Origin of the sequence: Aeromonas sp. s10 (assembly GCF_040907975.1) — a bacterium.
Classification (GTDB): domain Bacteria; phylum Pseudomonadota; class Gammaproteobacteria; order Enterobacterales; family Aeromonadaceae; genus Aeromonas; species Aeromonas caviae.
Genome location: NZ_JBFOCV010000053.1, coordinates 12,913 through 32,328 on the forward strand (window position 1 = coordinate 12,913; position 19,416 = coordinate 32,328).

19 protein-coding genes, 4 tRNA genes and 1 riboswitch are annotated in these 19,416 nt (G+C 62.3%); of the genes, 13 read left to right on the forward strand and 10 right to left on the reverse strand.

Annotated features, from left to right (window positions below):
- Positions 1-13: 13 nt before the first annotated feature.
- Positions 14-1,441, forward strand: coding sequence for a multidrug transporter subunit MdtD (gene mdtD, locus AB5Y59_RS20035; RefSeq protein ID WP_223919390.1), 1,428 nt, complete (start codon positions 14-16; stop codon positions 1,439-1,441).
- 9 nt (positions 1,442-1,450) lie between these two features.
- Here mdtD and AB5Y59_RS20040 read toward each other — a convergent pair whose 3' ends face one another.
- From AB5Y59_RS20040 to folB, 3 genes are all read right to left on the reverse strand, one after another.
- Positions 1,451-1,933, reverse strand: a complete 483-nt coding sequence (locus tag AB5Y59_RS20040) for a YbaK/EbsC family protein (protein ID WP_119197025.1) — start codon at positions 1,931-1,933, stop codon at positions 1,451-1,453.
- Between the two features lie 117 nt (positions 1,934-2,050).
- Positions 2,051-2,560, reverse strand: a complete 510-nt coding sequence (gene folK, locus AB5Y59_RS20045; protein WP_103858835.1) for a 2-amino-4-hydroxy-6-hydroxymethyldihydropteridine diphosphokinase — start codon at positions 2,558-2,560, stop codon at positions 2,051-2,053.
- Entirely contained in the window at positions 2,560-2,931 is a 372-nt protein-coding gene (folB, locus tag AB5Y59_RS20050) for a dihydroneopterin aldolase (protein WP_113069559.1), read from the reverse strand. Before folB ends, folK begins: the two co-directional genes overlap by 1 nt.
- Before the next feature lie 171 nt (positions 2,932-3,102).
- On the opposite strand from folB, the gene plsY reads away from it, so the two are divergent.
- From plsY to AB5Y59_RS20085, 7 genes are all read left to right on the forward strand, one after another.
- Positions 3,103-3,765 (forward strand): glycerol-3-phosphate 1-O-acyltransferase PlsY, encoded by a 663-nt coding sequence (plsY, locus tag AB5Y59_RS20055; protein WP_029314836.1) that lies wholly within the window; start codon positions 3,103-3,105, stop codon positions 3,763-3,765.
- 47 nt (positions 3,766-3,812) lie between these two features.
- Positions 3,813-3,888: transfer RNA gene (locus AB5Y59_RS20060), tRNA-Phe, on the forward strand.
- A gap of 52 nt (positions 3,889-3,940) precedes the next feature.
- Positions 3,941-4,016: transfer RNA gene (locus AB5Y59_RS20065), tRNA-Thr, on the forward strand.
- Positions 4,017-4,019: 3 nt separating this feature from the next.
- Positions 4,020-4,095: transfer RNA gene (locus AB5Y59_RS20070), tRNA-Phe, on the forward strand.
- An 8-nt stretch (positions 4,096-4,103) separates the two neighbouring features.
- Positions 4,104-4,179, forward strand: a tRNA-Asn gene (locus AB5Y59_RS20075).
- A 266-nt stretch (positions 4,180-4,445) separates the two neighbouring features.
- Entirely contained in the window at positions 4,446-5,789 is a 1,344-nt protein-coding gene (locus AB5Y59_RS20080; RefSeq protein WP_043152903.1) for a potassium channel family protein, read from the forward strand.
- 236 nt (positions 5,790-6,025) lie between these two features.
- Positions 6,026-6,625 carry a Yip1 family protein gene (locus AB5Y59_RS20085; protein WP_069784295.1) on the forward strand — a complete coding sequence of 200 codons (600 nt, stop codon included), beginning with the start codon at positions 6,026-6,028 and terminating at the stop codon, positions 6,623-6,625.
- Positions 6,626-6,739: 114 nt separating this feature from the next.
- Here AB5Y59_RS20085 and AB5Y59_RS20090 read toward each other — a convergent pair whose 3' ends face one another.
- Positions 6,740-7,072: a hypothetical protein gene (locus tag AB5Y59_RS20090; RefSeq protein WP_039039727.1), complete on the reverse strand. Its 333-nt coding sequence runs from the start codon at positions 7,070-7,072 to the stop codon at positions 6,740-6,742.
- 383 nt (positions 7,073-7,455) lie between these two features.
- Between AB5Y59_RS20090 and AB5Y59_RS20095 the strand changes: the two genes are divergently transcribed.
- Complete coding sequence (locus tag AB5Y59_RS20095; RefSeq protein WP_368212554.1) at positions 7,456-8,949, forward strand: histidine-type phosphatase; 1,494 nt, start codon at positions 7,456-7,458, stop codon at positions 8,947-8,949.
- A 53-nt stretch (positions 8,950-9,002) separates the two neighbouring features.
- Here the strand turns inward: AB5Y59_RS20095 and AB5Y59_RS20100 are convergent, their stop codons facing one another.
- Positions 9,003-9,878: a DMT family transporter gene (locus tag AB5Y59_RS20100; protein WP_124814035.1), complete on the reverse strand. Its 876-nt coding sequence runs from the start codon at positions 9,876-9,878 to the stop codon at positions 9,003-9,005.
- Between the two features lie 96 nt (positions 9,879-9,974).
- Between AB5Y59_RS20100 and AB5Y59_RS20105 the strand changes: the two genes are divergently transcribed.
- Entirely contained in the window at positions 9,975-10,433 is a 459-nt protein-coding gene (locus AB5Y59_RS20105) for an Lrp/AsnC family transcriptional regulator (protein ID WP_368212555.1), read from the forward strand.
- Positions 10,434-10,520: 87 nt separating this feature from the next.
- On the opposite strand, the gene AB5Y59_RS20110 is transcribed toward AB5Y59_RS20105, so the two are convergent.
- The 4 genes from AB5Y59_RS20110 to treR form a co-directional block, all read right to left on the reverse strand.
- A complete protein-coding gene (locus AB5Y59_RS20110; RefSeq protein ID WP_368212556.1) occupies positions 10,521-11,141 on the reverse strand; it encodes a sugar O-acetyltransferase in 621 nt (206 codons plus the stop codon).
- Positions 11,141-12,805: an alpha,alpha-phosphotrehalase gene (treC, locus tag AB5Y59_RS20115; RefSeq protein WP_263308353.1), complete on the reverse strand. Its 1,665-nt coding sequence runs from the start codon at positions 12,803-12,805 to the stop codon at positions 11,141-11,143. The genes AB5Y59_RS20110 and treC overlap by 1 nt, the downstream gene beginning before the upstream one ends.
- Before the next feature lie 89 nt (positions 12,806-12,894).
- Positions 12,895-14,325: a PTS trehalose transporter subunit IIBC gene (treB, locus tag AB5Y59_RS20120; RefSeq protein ID WP_039039721.1), complete on the reverse strand. Its 1,431-nt coding sequence runs from the start codon at positions 14,323-14,325 to the stop codon at positions 12,895-12,897.
- A gap of 186 nt (positions 14,326-14,511) precedes the next feature.
- Positions 14,512-15,459 (reverse strand): trehalose operon repressor TreR, encoded by a 948-nt coding sequence (gene treR / locus AB5Y59_RS20125; RefSeq protein ID WP_069651963.1) that lies wholly within the window; start codon positions 15,457-15,459, stop codon positions 14,512-14,514.
- Between the two features lie 134 nt (positions 15,460-15,593).
- Between treR and AB5Y59_RS20130 the strand changes: the two genes are divergently transcribed.
- The 3 genes from AB5Y59_RS20130 to ansB all read left to right on the forward strand — a co-directional run bounded on the left by AB5Y59_RS20130 (position 15,594) and on the right by ansB (position 18,038).
- Entirely contained in the window at positions 15,594-16,544 is a 951-nt protein-coding gene (locus tag AB5Y59_RS20130) for an AEC family transporter (protein WP_201888119.1), read from the forward strand.
- Positions 16,545-16,655: 111 nt separating this feature from the next.
- Positions 16,656-16,850 carry a heavy-metal-associated domain-containing protein gene (locus AB5Y59_RS20135; protein ID WP_113069029.1) on the forward strand — a complete coding sequence of 65 codons (195 nt, stop codon included), beginning with the start codon at positions 16,656-16,658 and terminating at the stop codon, positions 16,848-16,850.
- Between the two features lie 129 nt (positions 16,851-16,979).
- Entirely contained in the window at positions 16,980-18,038 is a 1,059-nt protein-coding gene (ansB, locus tag AB5Y59_RS20140) for an L-asparaginase 2 (protein ID WP_048208529.1), read from the forward strand.
- A gap of 94 nt (positions 18,039-18,132) precedes the next feature.
- Here ansB and AB5Y59_RS20145 read toward each other — a convergent pair whose 3' ends face one another.
- Positions 18,133-19,119, reverse strand: a complete 987-nt coding sequence (locus tag AB5Y59_RS20145; protein ID WP_069651958.1) for a sodium:calcium antiporter — start codon at positions 19,117-19,119, stop codon at positions 18,133-18,135.
- 89 nt (positions 19,120-19,208) lie between these two features.
- A riboswitch (yybP-ykoY riboswitch) is annotated at positions 19,209-19,315 on the reverse strand.
- Positions 19,316-19,416: the final 101 nt, after the last annotated feature.

The window sequence follows — 19,416 nt, forward strand, 5'->3', positions numbered from 1 at the left end:
ATGACCCGCGCTCGTGCGGGTCTTTTCTTATGTGATGAGGAGAGACAGAACCATGCCTGACAGCTCCCCGATGGTGACGCCCGCCCAGCGCAAATGGCTGCCCTGGCTGACGGCGGTCGGTTTTTTCATGCAGACACTGGATGGCACCATCCTCAACACCGCCCTGCCCAGCATGGCCGAGGCCCTGGGCGAGAGTCCGCTGCAGATGCAGTCCGTCATCATCGCCTACATGCTGACGGTGGCCCTGCTCATTCCCGCCTCCGGCTGGCTGGCGGACAGATTCGGCACCCGCCGGGTCTATCTGGTCGCCATCCTGCTGTTTACCCTGGGTTCCCTGGCCTGTGCCATCGCCAACACCCTGCCCATGCTGGTGATCGCCCGGGTGTTGCAAGGGGTCGGGGGGGCCTTGCTGATGCCCATCGGGCGTCTGGCGGTGCTGCGGGTCTACAGCAAGCATGAGCTGCTGAGGGTGATGTCGTTCGTCACCATCCCCGGTCTGCTCGGCCCCCTCATCGGCCCGGCCCTGGGGGGCTGGCTGGTGGAGGTGGCGAGCTGGCACTGGGTCTTCCTCATCAACCTGCCGGTGGGCCTGCTCGGCTTCGTGGCGAGCTGGCACTTCATGCCCGACCTTCGCCAGCACACCGCCAGGTTTGACTGGCAGGGGTTTGTGCTGTTCAGTGTCGGCATGGTGCTGGTATCCGTCGGTCTGCAAGGCCTGGGGGAGCACAGCATCTCAACCGGCTGGGCCCTGTTTGCGGTATTGTTCGGTCTGGCCGCCATGGCGAGCTACTGGCTCTATGCCGCCACGGCGGAGCAGCCCCTGTTCAGTCTGGCGCTGTTCAAGACGTCCACCTTCGCCATCGGTATCTGGGGCAATCTGTTTGCCCGCCTCGGCAGCGGCGCCATGCCGTTTCTCACCCCGCTCTTCCTGCAACTGGGGCTCGGCTTCTCCCCGAGCAAGGCGGGGATGACCATGATCCCCACGGTGATCGGCGCCATGCTGACCAAGACGCTGGTGAACAAGCTCATTCCGCGCATCGGTTATCGCCGCATCCTCATCGGCAACACCCTGGCGCTCGGGGCCATGATCGCGAGCTTCTATTTCATCGACAACCAGGTGCCCCACGGCGTACTGCTGGTGTGGCTGGCGGTCTTTGGCGCCATCAACTCCCTGCAATTTTCCGCCATGAACACCCTGACCCTGCAGGATCTCAGCAGCGAGCACGCCAGCAGCGGCAACGGTCTGCTGTCGGTGGTGATGCAGCTCTCCATGAGCCTGGGGGTGGCCATCGCCGCCAGCCTGCTGGGGCTCTTCTCCATCGGCCAGCCCGAGGAGAGTGGCCGCTGGCTGGAGGGGTTCCACCTCACCTATCTGTGCATCGGCCTGATGTCCATGCTGGCGGCGCTGATCTTCGCCCAGCTGGCGCGGGAAAAGCGCTGAGTCCCAGGCTCAGGGGGAGGGCAGGTAGCTCACGTCGCAGGGCAATCGGGCCAGCAGTCCGGCCAGGTGGGTGGTCTCCAGCAGGAAAGTCTGCTCGGGGTGGCCCGGCGTCCAGGTAAAGGCGTGGTGATTCATGAGCACGGGATCCACCAGCAGGGGGATGTCGGCGCGGGGCAGGAAGGGGCAGACGGCTCCCGGCAGGCAGCCAATCTCGGTCTGCATCTCGTCGGCGGTACAGATGGAGGGTTTGGCACCGAGCGCCGCCTTGACCGCCTTGCTGTCGAGCCGGCCGTCCCTGTGGGTCAGCAGCAGGGCGAAGCGACCATCCTTGAATTTGAGGAAAAGGGTCTTGCTGAACTCGGCCTGCCAGCCGAGGCGAGCCTTGACCCGCTCGTCGGTGGCGTAATCGAGGATGGGTTCGTGCTCGAAGCGCTGGTGGGGCAGGTCGGTGAGCAACTGACGGTTGAAGTCGTGAATGGCATCGAGTGGCATGGGGTTCTCCTGTGATGGCGGTCATCCTGCCACTTGCACCGGCGCAGGCCCAATCACCGTTTCTTATCCGTCATCAGCGGAGTCATCAACAAGGGCACCCGAGGGTGCCTTTGTCGTTCAGTGATGCTGCAATTCGCCCGCTTTCCAGTGGAAGGGAATGGGGTCAAGGCGCTGGGAGGCTTTGTCGTAACCTGCCCACAGCTCACCGATGGTGCGACCATCAATGGGGTGGCGGAATGTGGGAGCCAGCTCCGCCAGCGGCCAGAGCACGAAGGCGTTGGTGAGGATCTCGCCGCGCGGCAGCACCAGCGGCGTCTCGCAGACCAGCTCGCCGTAGAGCAGCAGATCGAGATCCAGGGTGCGGGGGGCGAACTTCTTGGCATCCGGCTCGCGGCCGTGAGCGAACTCCATGGCGCGCAGCCGCTGGCACAGGGTCGCCAGGGGCAGCTCGGTATCGGCACCCACCACCAGGTTGTAGAAGGGGCGGCCGTTGAAGCCCACCGCCTCGCTCTCGAATACCCGGGAGACCTGCAACTCGCCGAATTCGGCGTGCAGGGCATCGAGGCCGGCGCGGATATGGCGTTCCCGAGCGATGTTGGATCCCAGACTGATATAGATGCGGGTCATCAGCTGGCGCTCGCAGCCGGCGTGCGGTGGCGCAGGATCTCGACCCCGACACCTGCCGCATTGGGGACGGCGCCCGGTTTGGTCAGGGTCACCTTGACCCACTGTACCCGCTCGTCTTCCAGCACCAGAGCGGCGACCTGCTCGGCCATGGTCTCGACCAGCTCCACTATCTTGCCCTGGGCGTGATCACAGATCTTGCGAGAGAGGGTGGCGTAATCCAGCGCCAGATTGATATCGTCGGTTGCGGCGGCTGGGCGATTGTCAAACCCCATCTCGAGGTCGAAACAGAGCTTCTGGCGAATGCCCTTCTCCCACTCATATACCCCTATGGTGGTCAAAACCTCGAGTCCGCGAATAAACACCTTGTCCATGACAGTACTTCTTCTTTACTCTTGATGGGCTGTGAAAACAGCGCAGGGATGCAGGCCCGGCAAGCAGATTGCCGCTGGCGGCCGGTTTGGGCGACACGCTTTCGGGCAAGCCCGGGCCTGGGAATGTGGCCCGCATCATACCCCATTCATATCGTGGTAAAAACGACCAAGATGACGGCCCTGACGATTTTGATGATTATTCTGGCCTATCTGGGCGGCTCGCTGTCCAGTGCCGTGCTGGTTTCCCGCATCACGGGTCTGCCGGATCCCCGTGACCATGGTTCCCACAACCCGGGGGCGACCAATGTGTTGCGCCTCGGCGGCCGGATGGCGGCGCTGATCGTACTGCTTCTCGACGTGCTCAAGGGGATGGCCCCCGTCTACCTCGCCTGGTATCTGCAGATCAAGCCCGTCTACCTCGGCTTTATCGGGGTGGCCGCCTGTCTGGGCCACATGTACCCCCTCTTCTTCCACTTCCGTGGTGGCAAGGGCGTCGCCACCGCCCTCGGCACCATGTTGCCCATTGGGTTTGCCATGGGGGGCGCCGTCATCACCACCTGGCTGCTGGTGCTGCTGGTGAGCGGCTATTCGTCACTGGCGTCCATCGTGACCGTGTTGCTGACCCCGCTCTTTACCTATCTGCTCAAACCGGAATACACGTTGCCGGTCTCCCTGCTCTCCTGTCTCATCCTGATCCGTCATCACGAGAATATTACCCGCCTGCTCAAGGGGGAGGAGTCCCGCCTCTGGGGGCGCCGGGGAGCGGTCCCACCAGCAGAAGTGATGAAAATGGATGATGCTGCGCAAAAAAGAGACGAACGAGACGAAAAGTGAAATTTCCCGTTGACCACCTGCCCTAAAATCCGTTTAATAGCGCCCACGCCCAGATAGCTCAGTCGGTAGAGCAGGGGATTGAAAATCCCCGTGTCGGCGGTTCGATTCCGTCTCTGGGCACCATATTTTGGTGCCATGAAATAAAAACGTGTTCATGCACAATGGTTTGAAGTGTGCCGGCTTAGCTCAGTAGGTAGAGCAACTGACTTGTAATCAGTAGGTCACCAGTTCGATTCCGGTAGCCGGCACCATTTGCCCAGATAGCTCAGTCGGTAGAGCAGGGGATTGAAAATCCCCGTGTCGGCGGTTCGATTCCGTCTCTGGGCACCACTAATAATTCCTCCTTAGCTCAGTCGGTAGAGCGACGGACTGTTAATCCGCAGGTCGCTGGTTCGAGCCCAGCAGGAGGAGCCAAATAAAAAGCCCAGCAGAAATGCTGGGCTTTTTCTTTTCCCGTTTTTCGATGTCCCGCTTCCCGCTGTTCGAAAAGCGTCCTGTCCGGTGACAAAGCTGTCGCAGCGCCCCTCTTGAATCTTTCCTCCCAGTGACTTGGCCCGTCTGCCGAGTATGATGGCGTGGTGAGTCCCTATGCTGCGCCCGCCAGATCACCCTGTCGTGATCGACGCCTGCCGTCACCCCGGCCCGGCAAAACGGGATCGGTTTCTTGAGTGAGGTCATGCATGAATGCAACAGAGCTTTGGCAGCTTTCCCCCGAGCAATTCAACGAGTGGCGGCGTGAGAACGATTATCCCCGTATCTGGGCGCTGCTGGTGGCGTCGCTGCCCCATTTCGACGACTGGATGGCGGAGCAGAAGATAGAAAAAAGCGTGATCTTCCAGATCGGCATCGCCCGCTTCATCAGCTCCCGCTGCGTGCTGAGCCTTTGTGTCTACATGAGCGACGACAAGGTCCGCTTGTATGAGAGCGCCTCGAGTGCACTGGAATCCCTGCGCAAGAGCGGCCTCATCCGCTCGGAGACCCGTTTCGAGCCTTACAGCATGTGGCTGGCGGGAAAACATGGCAATGACGAGGTGAAACGGGTGCAAAGCCTGCTTTCGGTCTCGGAGAACAACAAGGGGGAGGCCCAGGTGCTGGGCAAGCATCGTCTGCTCAACATCGGCGGTGTTACCCTCAAAAGCCCCATCATCTCCGGCCGGTTGCTCGATTTTACCTGTCTCGACGAGCTCTCTCTCGATGGGGCCGTCAACAACTCCAAGGTTTATCTGTGGCACTGCTCGGCCAAGGGGGTCAGGGTCAATGGCGGGGTGATCGGGCTCGATCTGTTCGACTCTCTGCTGTGGGACCACAGGGCCTGGGCCAAGAAGCGGGAGCTGGCGCTGGAGGACGGGGTCTTTCAGGACTTCACCATAGAGTGCGAGGAGATCCGCTTCCACTCCTCCCGGGCGGTGCTGAAAAACTTCAGCGTCAGCGCCAAGAACTTCGATGCCACCATGGAGCACACCAACCTGGACAAGGTGGAGGTGGTCTACAACGACAATGGGCGGATCGACCACAACGAGGCGAGCAAACTCTATCGCAATGCCAAGCGTCTCTTCTCCAGCGTGGGTGACACCGTCGACGCCGGCGAGTGCTACTACAAGGAGAAGCTGCACGAGATGAAGTCCCTGGCGAGCCCGCGGGAGCTGTTCCGGGAGCGCTGGTTGCGCAGCGGTCCGATGACGAAGTGCTGGCTCTCCCTGCTGTGCTATCTCAAGTGCGCGGGCAAGTTCATCAGCTTCATCACCTGGGGGTTTGGGGAGCGTCCCATCAGAAGCCTGCTGATGTCGATGGGGGTGATCCTGCTGGCGACCCTGACCTATTTCCTGGCACCGGAGTCTGCAACCCACGGCCATCTGGGGCGCTCCCTCTATTTCAGCATCGTCACCTTCGTGACCCTGGGTTATGGGGACATCTCCCAGACCTCCTCGCCGCTGCAACTGCTGTCGGCCATCGAAGCCTTCTGCGGCATGTTCCTGACAGGTCTCTTCCTCGCGGGTTTTGCCTCGAAAACCAAGCAGTATTGACGGGAGCGCCGACGCGGGTGCCATCAGTGCCCGCCTCCGGTGTCCTCCTGCTGTCTTCCCATCCCTCCCGGCTGTCCCGGCGACCTTGCTTGACGCAGCGGCGGTGGAGCGACTTTATTTAAAGTCATCGCATGCCATGGCAAGCGATGGCGCCGCCAGCGCCCGGACAAGACGCAATCAGAGGAGAAAGCCCGGTATCGATCCGCCAACCACCGATGTAGAGAAGGAATAACGCTATGATATTGAATCACTTATGGGGATTGTATGCCCATCCCCACACCGAATGGCATACCATAGACGAGCGGCACGACAGCTTCAGAAACAGTCTGACCCACATCCTGCTCGTGGCCCTTATCCCTCCCATCTGCGCTTACTATTCCGCCGTTCACATCGGCTGGAGCATCGGGGTCGGCGATCCCATCACCCTGACCGCCAACAGCGCATTCAAGCTGTCGGTCGCCATGTACGTGACCCTCATCATCGGCGTGCTGGCACTCTCCTATCTGGTGCACTGGATGGGTCATACCTTCGGCTCGGATCCCAGCTACACGACCTCGCTGGAGCTGGCGGCCTACACCTCTACGCCACTCTTCATGGTGGGCTTCTCCGCTTTCTTCCCGCATCTCTGGTTCGTGATGCTCATCGGTTTGGTCGGGCTGACCTATTCCGTCTACCTGCTCTATATCGGCGTGCCCATCCTGATGCACATCACCAAGGAGCAGGGATTCATCTACGCCAGTTCAGTGGTGACGGTCGGCCTGGTGTTGCTGGTCTGCGTGCTGGCTGCCACGGCCATCCTGTGGGGATCCGGGCTGGGTCCCGTCTTCACCCAGTAGCCGTGCGTGCCGACGGCAACGACGACAAGGGCGCCTCGATGGCGCCCTTGTCGTTGATCTCTCGCCTGGTCGGCGTGTCTTTGCCAGACCCGGGAGGGAAGTCGTCTGCGTTGATCAGCGGGGATTGCCGCTGCCGATGCCGAACGGGATGCGGTAATCGCTGCTCTGATCGCCGAGGCTGACGGTCAGGTTGCCCTGGGCGCGGCTCGGGATCTGTACCTGTTGGGTACCCATCAGGTTGGCGTGGACGGAGGCTACCAGATCACCGGATTCATCGCGCACCTCCAGCATGGGGTTGGCCTTGCCGGCCATGGCGGCGCTGGCATGCCAGTTCACGAACAGCACACCCGGGGTGGCGTTGAAGTCGGCGGGGACGGAAGCCTGGGCAACACCGGCACTCATCAGGCCTGCAACGGCCAGCATCTTGATCACGTTTTTCATGTTCATTCACTCTCTTGGTTTTTATGTCATTGGCAAGGCCTGACAGGCCTGCATCAATGCATCCTTGCAAGAGGTCATTCAAATGGTGTGTTGTTTTGTCACGGATGTTTGTCGCCCATATGTATGGGGGACTGCCATGAACGACCAGTTGTTTTGCGGCTTGGCGCTCCTGCCTAAGCGATGCATGAATATTAAGCGCCTCACCCGGTCATTGTTAGCGAGATAAACTGGCCTACACGTTCAAAAAATATGAATGATGTTTTGTGGGGGGGACATAGACGGGTTGGAGGGGAGTCACCCTTCCGGAGAGAGGTGCATGTCCCAGACCTGACACCGGATTGTCACATCCGGTGCGTACTGTGCGGTTTCATTTTAAAACTGCTTCAAGGATGGCTATGTTTCGCGTCTCTTCCCTTGCCGCCTGCGTGGCGGCCACCCTGCTGAGCGGCTGCAATTCGGGCAACGACTCCTCCTCGCCCGCCGTCGGCGACTATCAATACAGCACCAAGGCGGTCTATGCCGCCCGTCAGGCAATGAACAGCTATGAGGTTGCCCCTGAAGGCTTTAGTCCCGTCTTCACCGAACTGGTGGCACGCCATGGCTCCCGCTCGCTGTCCAGCCCCAAATATGATGTGCTGACCAAGCTGGTGTGGGAGGATGCCGCGAGGCAGGGGGCCTTGACCGAGCTGGGCCAACGGCTCGGCGCCAAGGTGGACGCCGTCACGGCCGCCAACCAGACCCTCGGCTATGGCCTGCTGAGTGCGCTCGGCAAGGAGGAGCACGCCAACCTGGCGACCCGGCTCGCCGAACGGCTGCCCACCCTGCTGGCCACTGAATCGACTCCCCTCTGCCTAAAGGTCGAGACATCGGGCAAGGATCGCGCCAACGAAAGCGCCTACTTCTTCATGCAGAGCCTGGCCAAACGGGTCTCTCTGGTGACAGACAGCCCCGACTGTTACGTAAGCCAGGAGAACCCTTCCGAGATCGACAAGGGGCTGCGCAACAAGTTCGAGCTCTACTTCCACAAGACCGAGCCGCAGGGGGAGTACACCTGGTATCTGCCCACCTTCCAGGCCTATCAGGCCTTTGTCGGGGACGAAGACAACGGGGTGGCTCCCGCTCCCGAGCTGACCGAGGCCCTCGATGCGCTCAAGGCCCTGCCCAGGACCCGGGTGATGGCCCGCGAGATGCTCGAGCGTCTCTACAGCAAGGCCTTCGTCGACGAGCTGGCCGCCGGGGTGGATTATGTGGCGGTGAACCCGGAAGACGGCGGCAAGACCCATGTGCGCGACGAGGTGGACGCCGCCCTCATGCTCTACAACCTCTTCATCATCGGCCCGGGGATGATCCGGGAGGCGCAGGCACAAGGCGGGTCCTGGGATCTCGAGCAGTTCATCACTCCAGAGGAGTCTGCCTGGTTCTCCTACCTTTCCGATGCCGAGGACTTCTACGAGAAGGGGCCGAGTCTTGCCAGCCAGAGCGCCACCTACGCCGTGGCCCAGCCCCTGCTTGACGGCCTCTTCAACGAGGTACAGACCCAGGTGGTGGAAGAGGCAGGCGAGCATGTCGCCAAGCTGCGCTTCGCCCATGCGGAGACCCTGATCCCGCTGGCGGCCCTGATGGAGCTGGAAGGGAGTCGCCAGAGCGCCCAGCCCGGCGTGCTGATGAGCCAGGAAAACAACGAATGGCGTGGCGGCTGGGTCTCTCCCTATGCGGCCAACATCCAGTGGGATGTCTACCGCAACGAGGCCGGCCGGGTGCTGGTGAAGATGCTTTACAACGAGAAGGAGCTCGCTTTCAAGGCAGGTTGCGCCCCCATTGCGGTGGGCAGCTTCTTCTATGACTTCGGCGAGCTCAAACGCTGTTACGACTACTCGTCCTGACGCGCTCGTGCCATCCCCGGGGCCGGTCATCGCCGGCCCCGATTTTTTTTGGTTCAGGCGGAGCCGGCTTGTCGACGACCCGCCTGCCAGGTGGTGCCCATGGAGGCGGCGATGATGGCGGCTATCCCGAGCCATTGGGACGGGGGCAATTGTTCGCCCAGCCATACCAGTCCCATCAAGGCTCCCATGGCGGGTTCACCGCTGGTGAGAATGCCGTAGCTCTTGAGGGGAAGGCGGCGCAGGGCAAACATCTCGAGAGAGTAGGGGATGGCGCTCGAGAGCAGCCCCACCCCGATGATGGTGAGGATCACGGGGACGGTGAATGAAGCCTCGATCGCACCCTCCAGCCCGAAGGGCAATACCAGCAGGGTGCCCACCCACATGCCCAGCGCCGGAGCCTGTGCGCCCAGCAAGGCTCCTGCCCGCTTTCCGGTGAGCATATAGAGCCCCCAGAAGAGGCCAGCCCCGAGAGCCAGTGCTGCACCCAGGGGATCGATGGCCTGCTGTGTTGCCCGCAGGGGCAAGAGCAGCAGCAGCCCGGCGATGGCCAGTATCAGCCAGATGAAGTCTGCCCGGTGGCGTGAGGAGAGCAGGGCCACCGTCAGGGGGCCGATGAACTCGATGGCCAGGGCTACGCCGAGGGGAATGCGTGCGATGGCCAGATAGAAGAGCAGGTTCATGGCCCCAAGCGACAGGCCGTAGGGGATGGCGCCCAGCAGGGTGCGTCGGTCGAGGGGGACACGCCAGATGCGAAACACCAGGGAGAGAAGGAGGGCGGCGCACCCCAGCCGGAACAGGGTCGTACCTGCGGCTCCCAGCAGGGGAAACAGGGATTTGGCCAGGGAGGCGCCGAGGGTGATCGACAACATGGCGAGCAGGACGGCCAGAAGAGAGGAGAGGGCATTGGGATTGGGTTGCATGGTGTTCATACCGAGCAGGACGATGGGCAGTAAAATATATCTGGAGACTTGGGTAAAACCGGTCTAATACTGGCCTTGTGCGATAATTTTTATCTAATGAACCCCATGACCGACAAATTTGATCTGCTCATCCTCGCCGAGCTGCAACAGGATGCCCGTCTGCCCACGCCGGAGCTGGCCCACAGGGTCGGTCTTTCCGCCCCAGCTTGCTACCGCCGCGTCCGCGCCTTGCGGGAGTCCGGTCTCATCGAGCGGGAAGTGGCGCTGGTGGCACCGTCCACCATGGGCTGGCCCATCACCATGCTGGTGCTGGTGACCCTGGAGCGGGATCATGGCCACATCGTCGATGAGATGATCGCCAGCCTGCAGCGGGAACCCGAGGTGATGGATCTCTGGTATGTGACGGGGGAGCAGGACTTCGTGCTGCAAGTGGCCGCCAGGGACATGCAAAGTTACGAGCAGTTCACCCGTCGGGTGCTCCATGCCAGGGACCAGGTGCGCAGTTTCAAGACTCTGGTGGTCATGGGACAGCACAAGCGTTGCGGCGCCTTGCTGCCCGGGTAAAGAGGGGGTTGCGCCGAAGCCTTGCCGGCATTGCGGGAGCGCCGTCAGGGAAACGAACAGGGGCAGGTACGGCCTGCCCCTTCTGTGTCAGCCAGGTTCTCCGGGCGCCAGCTCCTCTGCCGTCATGGGGCGCAAGACCCGGCAGGGATTGCCGACCGCCACCACGCCTGCCGGAATGTCTCTGGTGACAACGGACCCCGCCCCGATGACGCTGTTGTCCCCTATGGTGACGCCCGGGCAGATGACGACGCTGCCCCCAATCCAGACGTTGTTGCCGATACGCACCGGCTTGCCGAACTCCACCCCCTTGATGCGCGGCACTACCGCCACCGGGTGGGTAGCGGTGTAGATCTGCACTCCGGGGGCCAGCAGCACGTTGTCGCCTATGTGTACCTCGCACACATCCAGGATGGTGCAGTTGAAATTGGCGTAGAAATTCTCGCCGACAAAGATGTTGGCGCCATAGTCGCAGAAGAAGGGGGGCGTGATGAAACAGCGTTCTGCGCGGCCACCCAGCAGGCGGGTGAGGCGCTCATCCCAGTCAGGGGCATCGGTTCGCTCCCGGTTCAGTTCTCCCAGCAGGGCGCGGCACTGCTCCCGCGCAGCCCGCAGTTCGGGGTCCCCTGCATCATAGGGCGCTCCCGCCACCATCTTCTGCCACTCGGGGCCACGCACGGCGGGCCGCTGCACTGTTGTTGCGTCAGTCATCATTGCTCCATCAGCCAGATCAGGGATTCGTAAGGGCGCAGCTTGCAGGATTGCGGGCGGGCCGGGCTATCCGGGTAGTTGCCAAGCAGCAGTCGCCCCTCCCCGCTTTGCAGCTCGGCAGGCAAGGCAAACTCCACTGGCTCGCCGTAGAAGTTGCTCACCACCAGCAGGGTCTGATCGTCGGCGCGGCGGGCATAGGCCCAGATCTGCGGGTGCCCGGTCAGCAGCTCCTGATAATCCCCCTGAGTGAAGATGGGGTGCGCCTTGCGAAGGGCGATGAGATCCCGATAGTGCCAGAACACCGAGTGCTGGTCGGCGAGCGCCGCCTCGGCGTTGATCTCGGGGTAGTTGGCGGCTGGCTTGAGCCAGGGCGTCCCGCTGGTGAAACCGGCGTTGGCGGCGGCACTCCACTGCATCGGGGTGCGCGAGTTGTCCCGGGACTTGGCGCCGAGAATGGCGAGGATCTCGGCCTCGCTCATCCCTTCCGCCTGCTTGATGGCGAAGATGTTGCGGCTCTCCACATCCTGATAGTCGTCGATGTGCTGATAGCCGGGGTTGGTCATGCCGATCTCCTCCCCCTGATAGATGTAGGGGGTGCCTTGCAGGCCGTGCAGCGTGCTGGCCAGCATTTTGGCGGCGACCACCCTATGCTCGTCCTCATCGCCGAAACGGGAGACGATGCGCGGCTGATCGTGGTTGCACCAGAAGAGCGCCGACCACCCCTTGCCATGCATACCGCTCTGCCAGTGGTTGAAGATGCGCTTGAGTTCGAGGAAATCGAACGGGGCCTTGGTCCACTTGTCGCCGCCCGGGTAATCCACCTTGAGGTGATGGAAGTTGAACACCATGGAGAGCTCGGAACCATCCAGCGCGCCATAGCGCTGGCAGTGTTCCAGGCTGGTGGAAGACATCTCGCCCACCGTCATGGCCCCCACGGGGGCGAAGACGTCGCGGCTCACATCCTGCAAAAATTCGTGGATGCGCGGCCCGTCGGTGTAGAAGCGGCGGCCATCCCCCACCTCGTCGTCAGGGAATGCCTGATCCTTGGAGATGAGATTGATGACGTCGAGGCGGAAACCATCGACCCCTTTCTTCGCCCAGAAATGGATGATCTTCTTCACCTCGGCGCGCACGGCCGGGTTTTCCCAGTTGAGATCCGCCTGCTCGCGGGCAAAGAGGTGCAGGTAGTACTGGCCGGTGGCCGGGTCCAGCTCCCAGGCGCTGCCGCCAAACTTGGATTGCCAGTTGTTGGGCACGCCGCCGTCCACCGGATCTTTCCAGATGTAGTAGTCGCGATAGGGGCTGTTCTTGTCCCCCAGCGCCGACTTGAACCAGGCGTGCTCGGTGGAGGTGTGGTTGACCACGATATCCATCACGATGCGGATGCCGCGCGCATGGGCGGCGGCCAGCAGGGCCTCGAAGTCGGTCATGGTGCCGTAGGCGGGATCTATGTTGAGGTAATCGGCGATGTCGTAGCCGTTGTCCACCTGGGGGGAGACGTAGACCGGGGTCAGCCAGAGGGCATCGACCCCCAGCGTCTTGAGATAGTCGAGGCGGGCCATGATCCCCTTGAGATCACCGGTGCCACGGGCGCCGGAATCCTGAAAGCTTTTGGGGTAGATCTGGTAAATCACGGCGCTTTGCCACCAGGGTGTCTGTGTCATGGTTGGTTCGCTCATTGGTTGAAACCGGATTAGTTGGAACAGGGCAACGATATAAAGGCGGAGCCAGGGCTCCGCCGAGGTTGTGTGGATCAGGCCGTGGCCAGATCCAGCTTGCCGGCAGCCTGCTGGCGCTTGTAGACCAGCAGGGTCAGCAGGGCGGGGACCACGATGGCCACCAGCATGGCGATGGCGTAGATGCCCCAGTATTGCGGCTGGATGGAGAGGATGCCTGGCAGGCCGCCCACCCCGATGCCGTTGGCCATCACCCCGGCGAAGCCGCAGATGAGAGCCGCACAGCTTGAGCCCACCATGGCGCACAACATGGGGAACTTGTACTTGAGGTTGATGCCGTACATGGCCGGCTCGGTCACCCCGAGATAGGCGGAGATGGCGGCCGGGACCGAGATCTCCCGCTCGTTCTCCTTGCGGCTGATCAGGATGATGCCGACGACCGCAGACGCCTGGGCGATGTTGGAGAGGGCGATCAGCGGCCAGATGGGGGTGCCGCCCATGCTCTGCATCAGTTGCAGGTCCACCGCGTTGGTGGTGTGGTGGATGCCGGTGATGACCAGGGGCGCATAGAGGAAGCCGAACAGGGCTGCGCCGATGGGGGCAAACGAACCCGTCATGGCCGCCTTGGCGGCAAAGCCGACGCCGTCACCAATCCAGCGGCCGAACGGACCGATCAGGGCGTGGGCCACGATCACCGCCAGCAGCAGGGAGATGAAGGGCACAATCACCAGGTAGAGATAGGCCGGGATGATGCGCTTGAGGCTGGTCTCCACCCAGGCGAGGAAGACACCCGCCAGCAGGGCCGGAATGACCTGGGCCTGATACCCCACCTTCTGGATGACGAAGAGGCCGAAGTCCCACACTTCCGGGGTCTGCTGGCCGATGCCATAGGCGTTCATCAGTTGCGGCGACACCAGCGTGATACCCAGCACGATGCCGAGGATCTCGGAGCCGCCCATCTTCTTCACCGCAGACCAGCAGACACCCACCGGCAGGAAGTGGAAGATGGCTTCACCCAGCAGCCAGAGGAAGGCGTGCACCTGGGCCCAGAACTGGCTGATTTCGGTGAGGGTGTGGGTGCCGTCGTCGAACATCTTGATGTCGCCGATGACGTTGCGAAAGCCCAGGATCAAACCACCGGTGATGATGGCGGGCAGCAGGGGGACGAAGATCTCGGCCAGGTGGGAGATGCCGCGCTCCAACGGGTTCATGTTGTGGCGGGCGGCCTGCTTGGCGGCCTCCTTGCTGCCACCGCTCACGCCGATCTCCTGGGTGAGCGCCTTGTACCACTGATCCACCTCGTTGCCGATCACCACCTGGAACTGGCCGCCCTGGGTGAAGCTTCCCTTCACCGAAGGGATGGTCTCGATGGCCTTGGGGTCGGCCTTGGCCGGATCGGCCAGCACGAACCTGAGCCGGGTCAGGCAGTGGCTGACAGTGGTGATGTTCTCTTTGCCGCCGATCCGCTCGATCAGCTGCGCCAGATGCTGTGTGTTGACTTTTGACATGAGCCTTCCCTCTGTGACTCCATGAATAATGGTCGTGTCTTTACCGGCTGGCCAAGGACCGCCCGTTTATTGGTATCGTTCCCAATCAGCATGAAGCCAGTGGCTGGTATCGGCAATGGGAACGTTCCCAATTCGTGGCTCTGGTCACAAAAAGCGCAAAACGCCGGGAATGGAGGAAAAGATAGACTACAGGGGCTGACAGGGGGCGATGGTTGCTCTGGGGGGCTGCCCCTCTTCAATCTGGTCGAGCAGCTGTCTGGCGGCCAGGATGCCGGCGTCCTTGTAGCCGAAATCCAGGCTGAGGGTGTTGGCAAAGAGGAAAGTCAGCATGGGATTGCTGCCAAGGCCGCTCACCAGGATGTCGGTGCGACCCTGCTCCTGCAGGTATTTGGCGGCGCCGATGGCCAGGGTGTCGCTGGCGCAGACCATGGCCTGGGTGGTGGGGGTGAGCAGCTCGGCCGCGAGCCGATAGCCGCTTTGCAGACCGAGATCCCCGAGGGCGCTGCGGGGTGTGCGCCCCTGTTCCTGACAGTAGTCGAGGTAAGCCTGATGCCGACGCAGCCCCGTGGTGAGATCGCTGCGTTCCACCCCGAGATAGGCGACCTCGGTCAGGCCACGCTCCCCGAGGTGGGCGAGCACGGCGCGCACCGCCCCGTCATCGTCGAAGCAGACCGACGAGAAGCCTGGGCGCTCGCGGGCCATCAGCACCAGTTTCTCCCTGAGCGGCGCCATGGCGGCATAGTCCAGATCGTTGAAGGCAAACAGGATGATGCCGTCCACCCCGCGCCGCTCCAGCACCGCCAGGTGCTCGCTCACCTTGGCGGGGGAGAACTTGCTCTCCATCAGCACGGCGTCGTAGCCACGCTGGTAGAGGGTCTCCAGCATGCCGCGCACCGCCTGGTTCTCGGAGCTGGAGTCGAGGCGCGACACCACGATGCCGACCACCTGCTGGCTCTGGCTGCGCATGGCCCGCGCCGATTTGCTCGGGACGAAACCGTGCTGGGCGATCACCGATTCGACCCTGGCCCTGGTCTGGGCATTGACCTTGGGATCCTGATTGAGCACCCGGGAGACGGTCGACTTGCCGACCCCGCTGAGGCGAGCGATATCGAGGATGGTCAGTTTCTTTTCCATGGGGGATCCGTGACAGGGGAGGGCGACAACCGGGATGCAGACATTGTTGTGATTAACTCCTGTGAATACAAGCCCATGGCGTTAGAATGCCCTTTCCCAGGCGACTTTCTTCGCCGTTGCACAGGACGCGCATCATGGATCTGTTGGCAAGTCTGCACTTCTCTCTCTCCATCACGGGCCCCATCTGTCTGGTGCTGGTACTCGGCATCTGGCTCAAGCGGCTGGGTCTCTTGCCCGACAGCTTCGTCGAGTCCGCCTCCCGTCTGGTGTTCCAGGTCACCCTGCCAGCTCTCTTGTTCCTGAGCATGGTGCGCACCGATTTTTCCACCATGCCGAGCCCCTGGCTCATCCTCTACGGCCTGCTCGGCACCCTCGCCGGTTTCCTGGTGCTGGAGGTGCTGGCGGCCCGTTTCATCAGCGAGCAGAAATTGCGGGGCATCTTCGTGCAGGGCAGCTTTCGCGGCAACATGGGGATCATGGGGCTGGCCTATGTGCAAAACGCCTACGGCCCGGAAGGGATAGGGGCCGCCGCCCTGCTGGTGGGCTCCATCACAGTGCTCTACAACATCCTTGCGGTGATCACCCTGACCCGCAGCCTGGGGGGCGGAAAGGGGCTCGCCCCCATACTCAAGGGGATCGTCAAAAACCCCCTCATCATCGCCATTCTGGCGGCCCTGCCCTTCGGTCTGCTCGGCATTGAACTGCCCCAGCTGGTCATCAGCACGGGCAACTATTTCGCCAACATGACCCTGCCGCTGGCCCTGCTCTGCACCGGCGCCAGCCTCAACCTCAAGGCCCTGCGCGGCGGCGCCATGCTGACCGGCTGGGCCACGGTCAACCGGTTGTGCTGCATCCCCGTGCTGCTGGTGCTGGGGGCCTGGGCGCTCGGTTTCAGCCCTCAGGCCCTCGGCATCCTGTTTCTCATCAGCTCTACCCCCACCGCCGCAGCCAGCTATGTGATGACCCGCGCCATGGGGGGGGACAGCGCCCTGGCGGCCAACATCATCGCCACCACCACCCTGGGCTCGCTCGTCACCACCAGCCTGGGGGCCGCCCTGATGAACTACCTGGGACTGATGGGGTGATGGGGCGCCGCCATGATGCACGACCCGGGGTTGACGGGATCGACATTCGCCCTTGACCTTGCCGGAGGCGGCAGCTTTAGGCTGATGTCACATCGACAGAGGAGAGAGCCCATGACCATCGAACTCACCGTTACCGGCATGTCCTGCGGCGGTTGCGCTGCCAGCCTGCAAAAGGCCCTGCTGGCCCAGCCAGCAGTCCGCACCGCCACGGTCGACTTTGCCAGCCGCAAGGCAGCCATCGAGAGCGAGCTGAGCAAAGCCGAGTTGATCGCCCTGATCGAGGCGAGAGGCTTTCAGGTAGAGTGAATTATCACTTAATTGGTATAAATCAGACTAATATTCTGTTTACTTCTTTTTATTGGTGAGAATGATCACTTAAATCCCGTTTAAAAAGAATAAAAATGCTGCAATTCCCTCATCCAAAAGGATTGCAGCATGACCCTTCCCATTCGCAAGACCCTGATCGCCGCCGTACTCGGCCTGACCCTCTCCCCCATGGCCATGGCGCTGCCCAGCGTGCACATTCTGGCCACCGGCGGCACCATCGCCGGGGCGGGCCAGTCCGCCACCCAGTCCAACTACGAGGCCGGCAAGGTGGCCATCGAGACGCTGATCGCCGCCGTGCCCGAGATGAAAAACGTGGCCGACGTGCAGGGTGAGCAGGTGGTCAAGATCGGCTCCCAGGACATGAACGACGAGGTGTGGCTCACGCTCGCCAAGCGCGTCAACGCTCTGCTGGCCAGGGATGACGTGGACGGCATCGTCATCACCCATGGCACCGACACCATGGAGGAGACCGCCTACTTCCTCAATCTGACCGTCAAGAGCGACAAGCCGGTGGTGCTGGTGGGCGCCATGCGCCCCTCCACCGCCATGAGCGCCGACGGCCCCATGAACCTCTACAACGCCGTGGTGACTGCCTCCGACCCCGCCTCAAAGGGACGTGGCGTCATGGTGGCGATGAACGACACCGTGCTGGATGCCCGCGACGTCACCAAGACCAACACCACAGGAGTGCAGACCTTCGCCTCCCCCAACTTCGGCCCGCTCGGCTACATCCACAACGGCAAGATCGACTACCAGCGCAGCCCGGCCCGCCAGCACACCAGCAAGACCCCGTTCGACGTGAGCAAGCTCGACAAGCTGCCCCAGGTCGGCATCGTCTACAGCTACGCCAACGCCTCGGACCTGCCGGCCAAGGCCCTGGTGGATGCCAAGTTTGACGGCATCGTCAGCGCCGGGGTGGGCAACGGCAACCTCTACCACACCCTGTTCGACACCCTGGCCAAGGCGAGCAAGGACGGCATTCGCGTGGTGCGTTCCGCCCGCGTGCCGACCGGCTCCACCACCCTGGATGCCGAGATCGATGACGCCAAGTACGGCTTCGTCGCCGCCGAGACCCTCAATCCGCAGAAGGCGCGGGTGCTGCTGATGCTCGCCTTGACCCAGAGCAAGGATCCGGCCCAGATCCAGCGCTGGTTCCAGCAGTTCTAAGACCTCGGATCGGTCTGATTGACACTACCCCGTGAGATGAAGGGCAGGATGGGATCCTGCCCTTTCTTGTTGGGCCGGGGGCGGATACCGGCCCTCAGCTCATCATCAGCCAGCCGCAGAAACCCAGGTAAACCAGTCCCACCAGGGCGAGCCTGCCCACCGTCATCCGCTCCCGACTGAACCCCCACCACAGCAGCGTGACCGCCAGCAGCGTCACCAGGGAGGAGGCCATCATGGTGCTGTCCAGCAGCCAGGGAGTGAACAGCAGGCAGAACGCCTTGGGAATGGTGCCCTGGATCATCATGGCGCCGGAGATATTGGCCAGCGCCAGCCGGTGTTTGCCCTGCCGCACCCAGATAAGCACGTTCATCAGCTCGGGCATTTCGGTGGCCACCGGGCTCAGCAGCAGGGCCGCCAGCACCGGAGAGAGACCGGACAGCTCGCCCATGTTCTCCAGCTGGTGAACGAACAGCTGGGCCGCCAGCGCCACCACACCGAGCGCCACCAGGGTTTGCAGCAGCACCTTGCCGAGCGCCGGGATCCTGGCGTGCGGATCCAGCATGAGGGGGGAGGGCAATTCCGCATCGTGGCTGTCGGTCTGTTTCAGCTCACGTCGCACATAGAGGAGGTACATCAGCACGAACAGGGGGGCCAGCCAGGTTTTACCGGTGAAGGCCACCATGCCAAGCAGCACGGCCAGCAGGAAGATACCGGCAAACCAGACCTGATCGCGGCCTATTTCGCGCTGCACCTCACCATGAATGACCCTGTGCCCATGGTCCAGGCACAGCAGCAGGGTCACGCCAACGGCGGCATAGCCAAGGGTGGAGAGCACCAGGGGACCGCCGAGGGCCGCACCTATGCCTATCTGCTGCTGGGCGGGGGCATCCCCCATCAGCAGCGCGGTCAGGGTGACGATGCATTCGGGCAGGGCCGTGCCGAGGGCAGCCAGCAGAGAACCGGTGGCGCTTTGGGACAGTTTGAAATGATGGCCGGTCCATTCGATGCCGTTGACGAAGTATTCGCAGGCCAGATAGATGGTGACGGCAGAGATCAGAAATAACAGCAGGGTGATCAGCATGATGAGTAACCGCCAGGCGAGCAGAACAACCGATGGACCCGATACGGCTCGCCCGGCTGGCGTGCATATCGAGGCCAAAGGTCTTGCAGGACGATAGGTGCTATCGCCGCCCATGCCATGGATCTGTGGATCCAAGAGTGTTGACATGGGCCCTGCCCGGATTTCGGGCGGGTTGCTACTCCCCAGTGACAGTGCGGGCTTTTTACCAAGTGGCTCGGTGAGGCGCAAGGCCAACAGGGGATGATCCGCGCGACAAGTTGTAAAAGGATGTGACAACCCCTCGACTCTCCCGTCCGG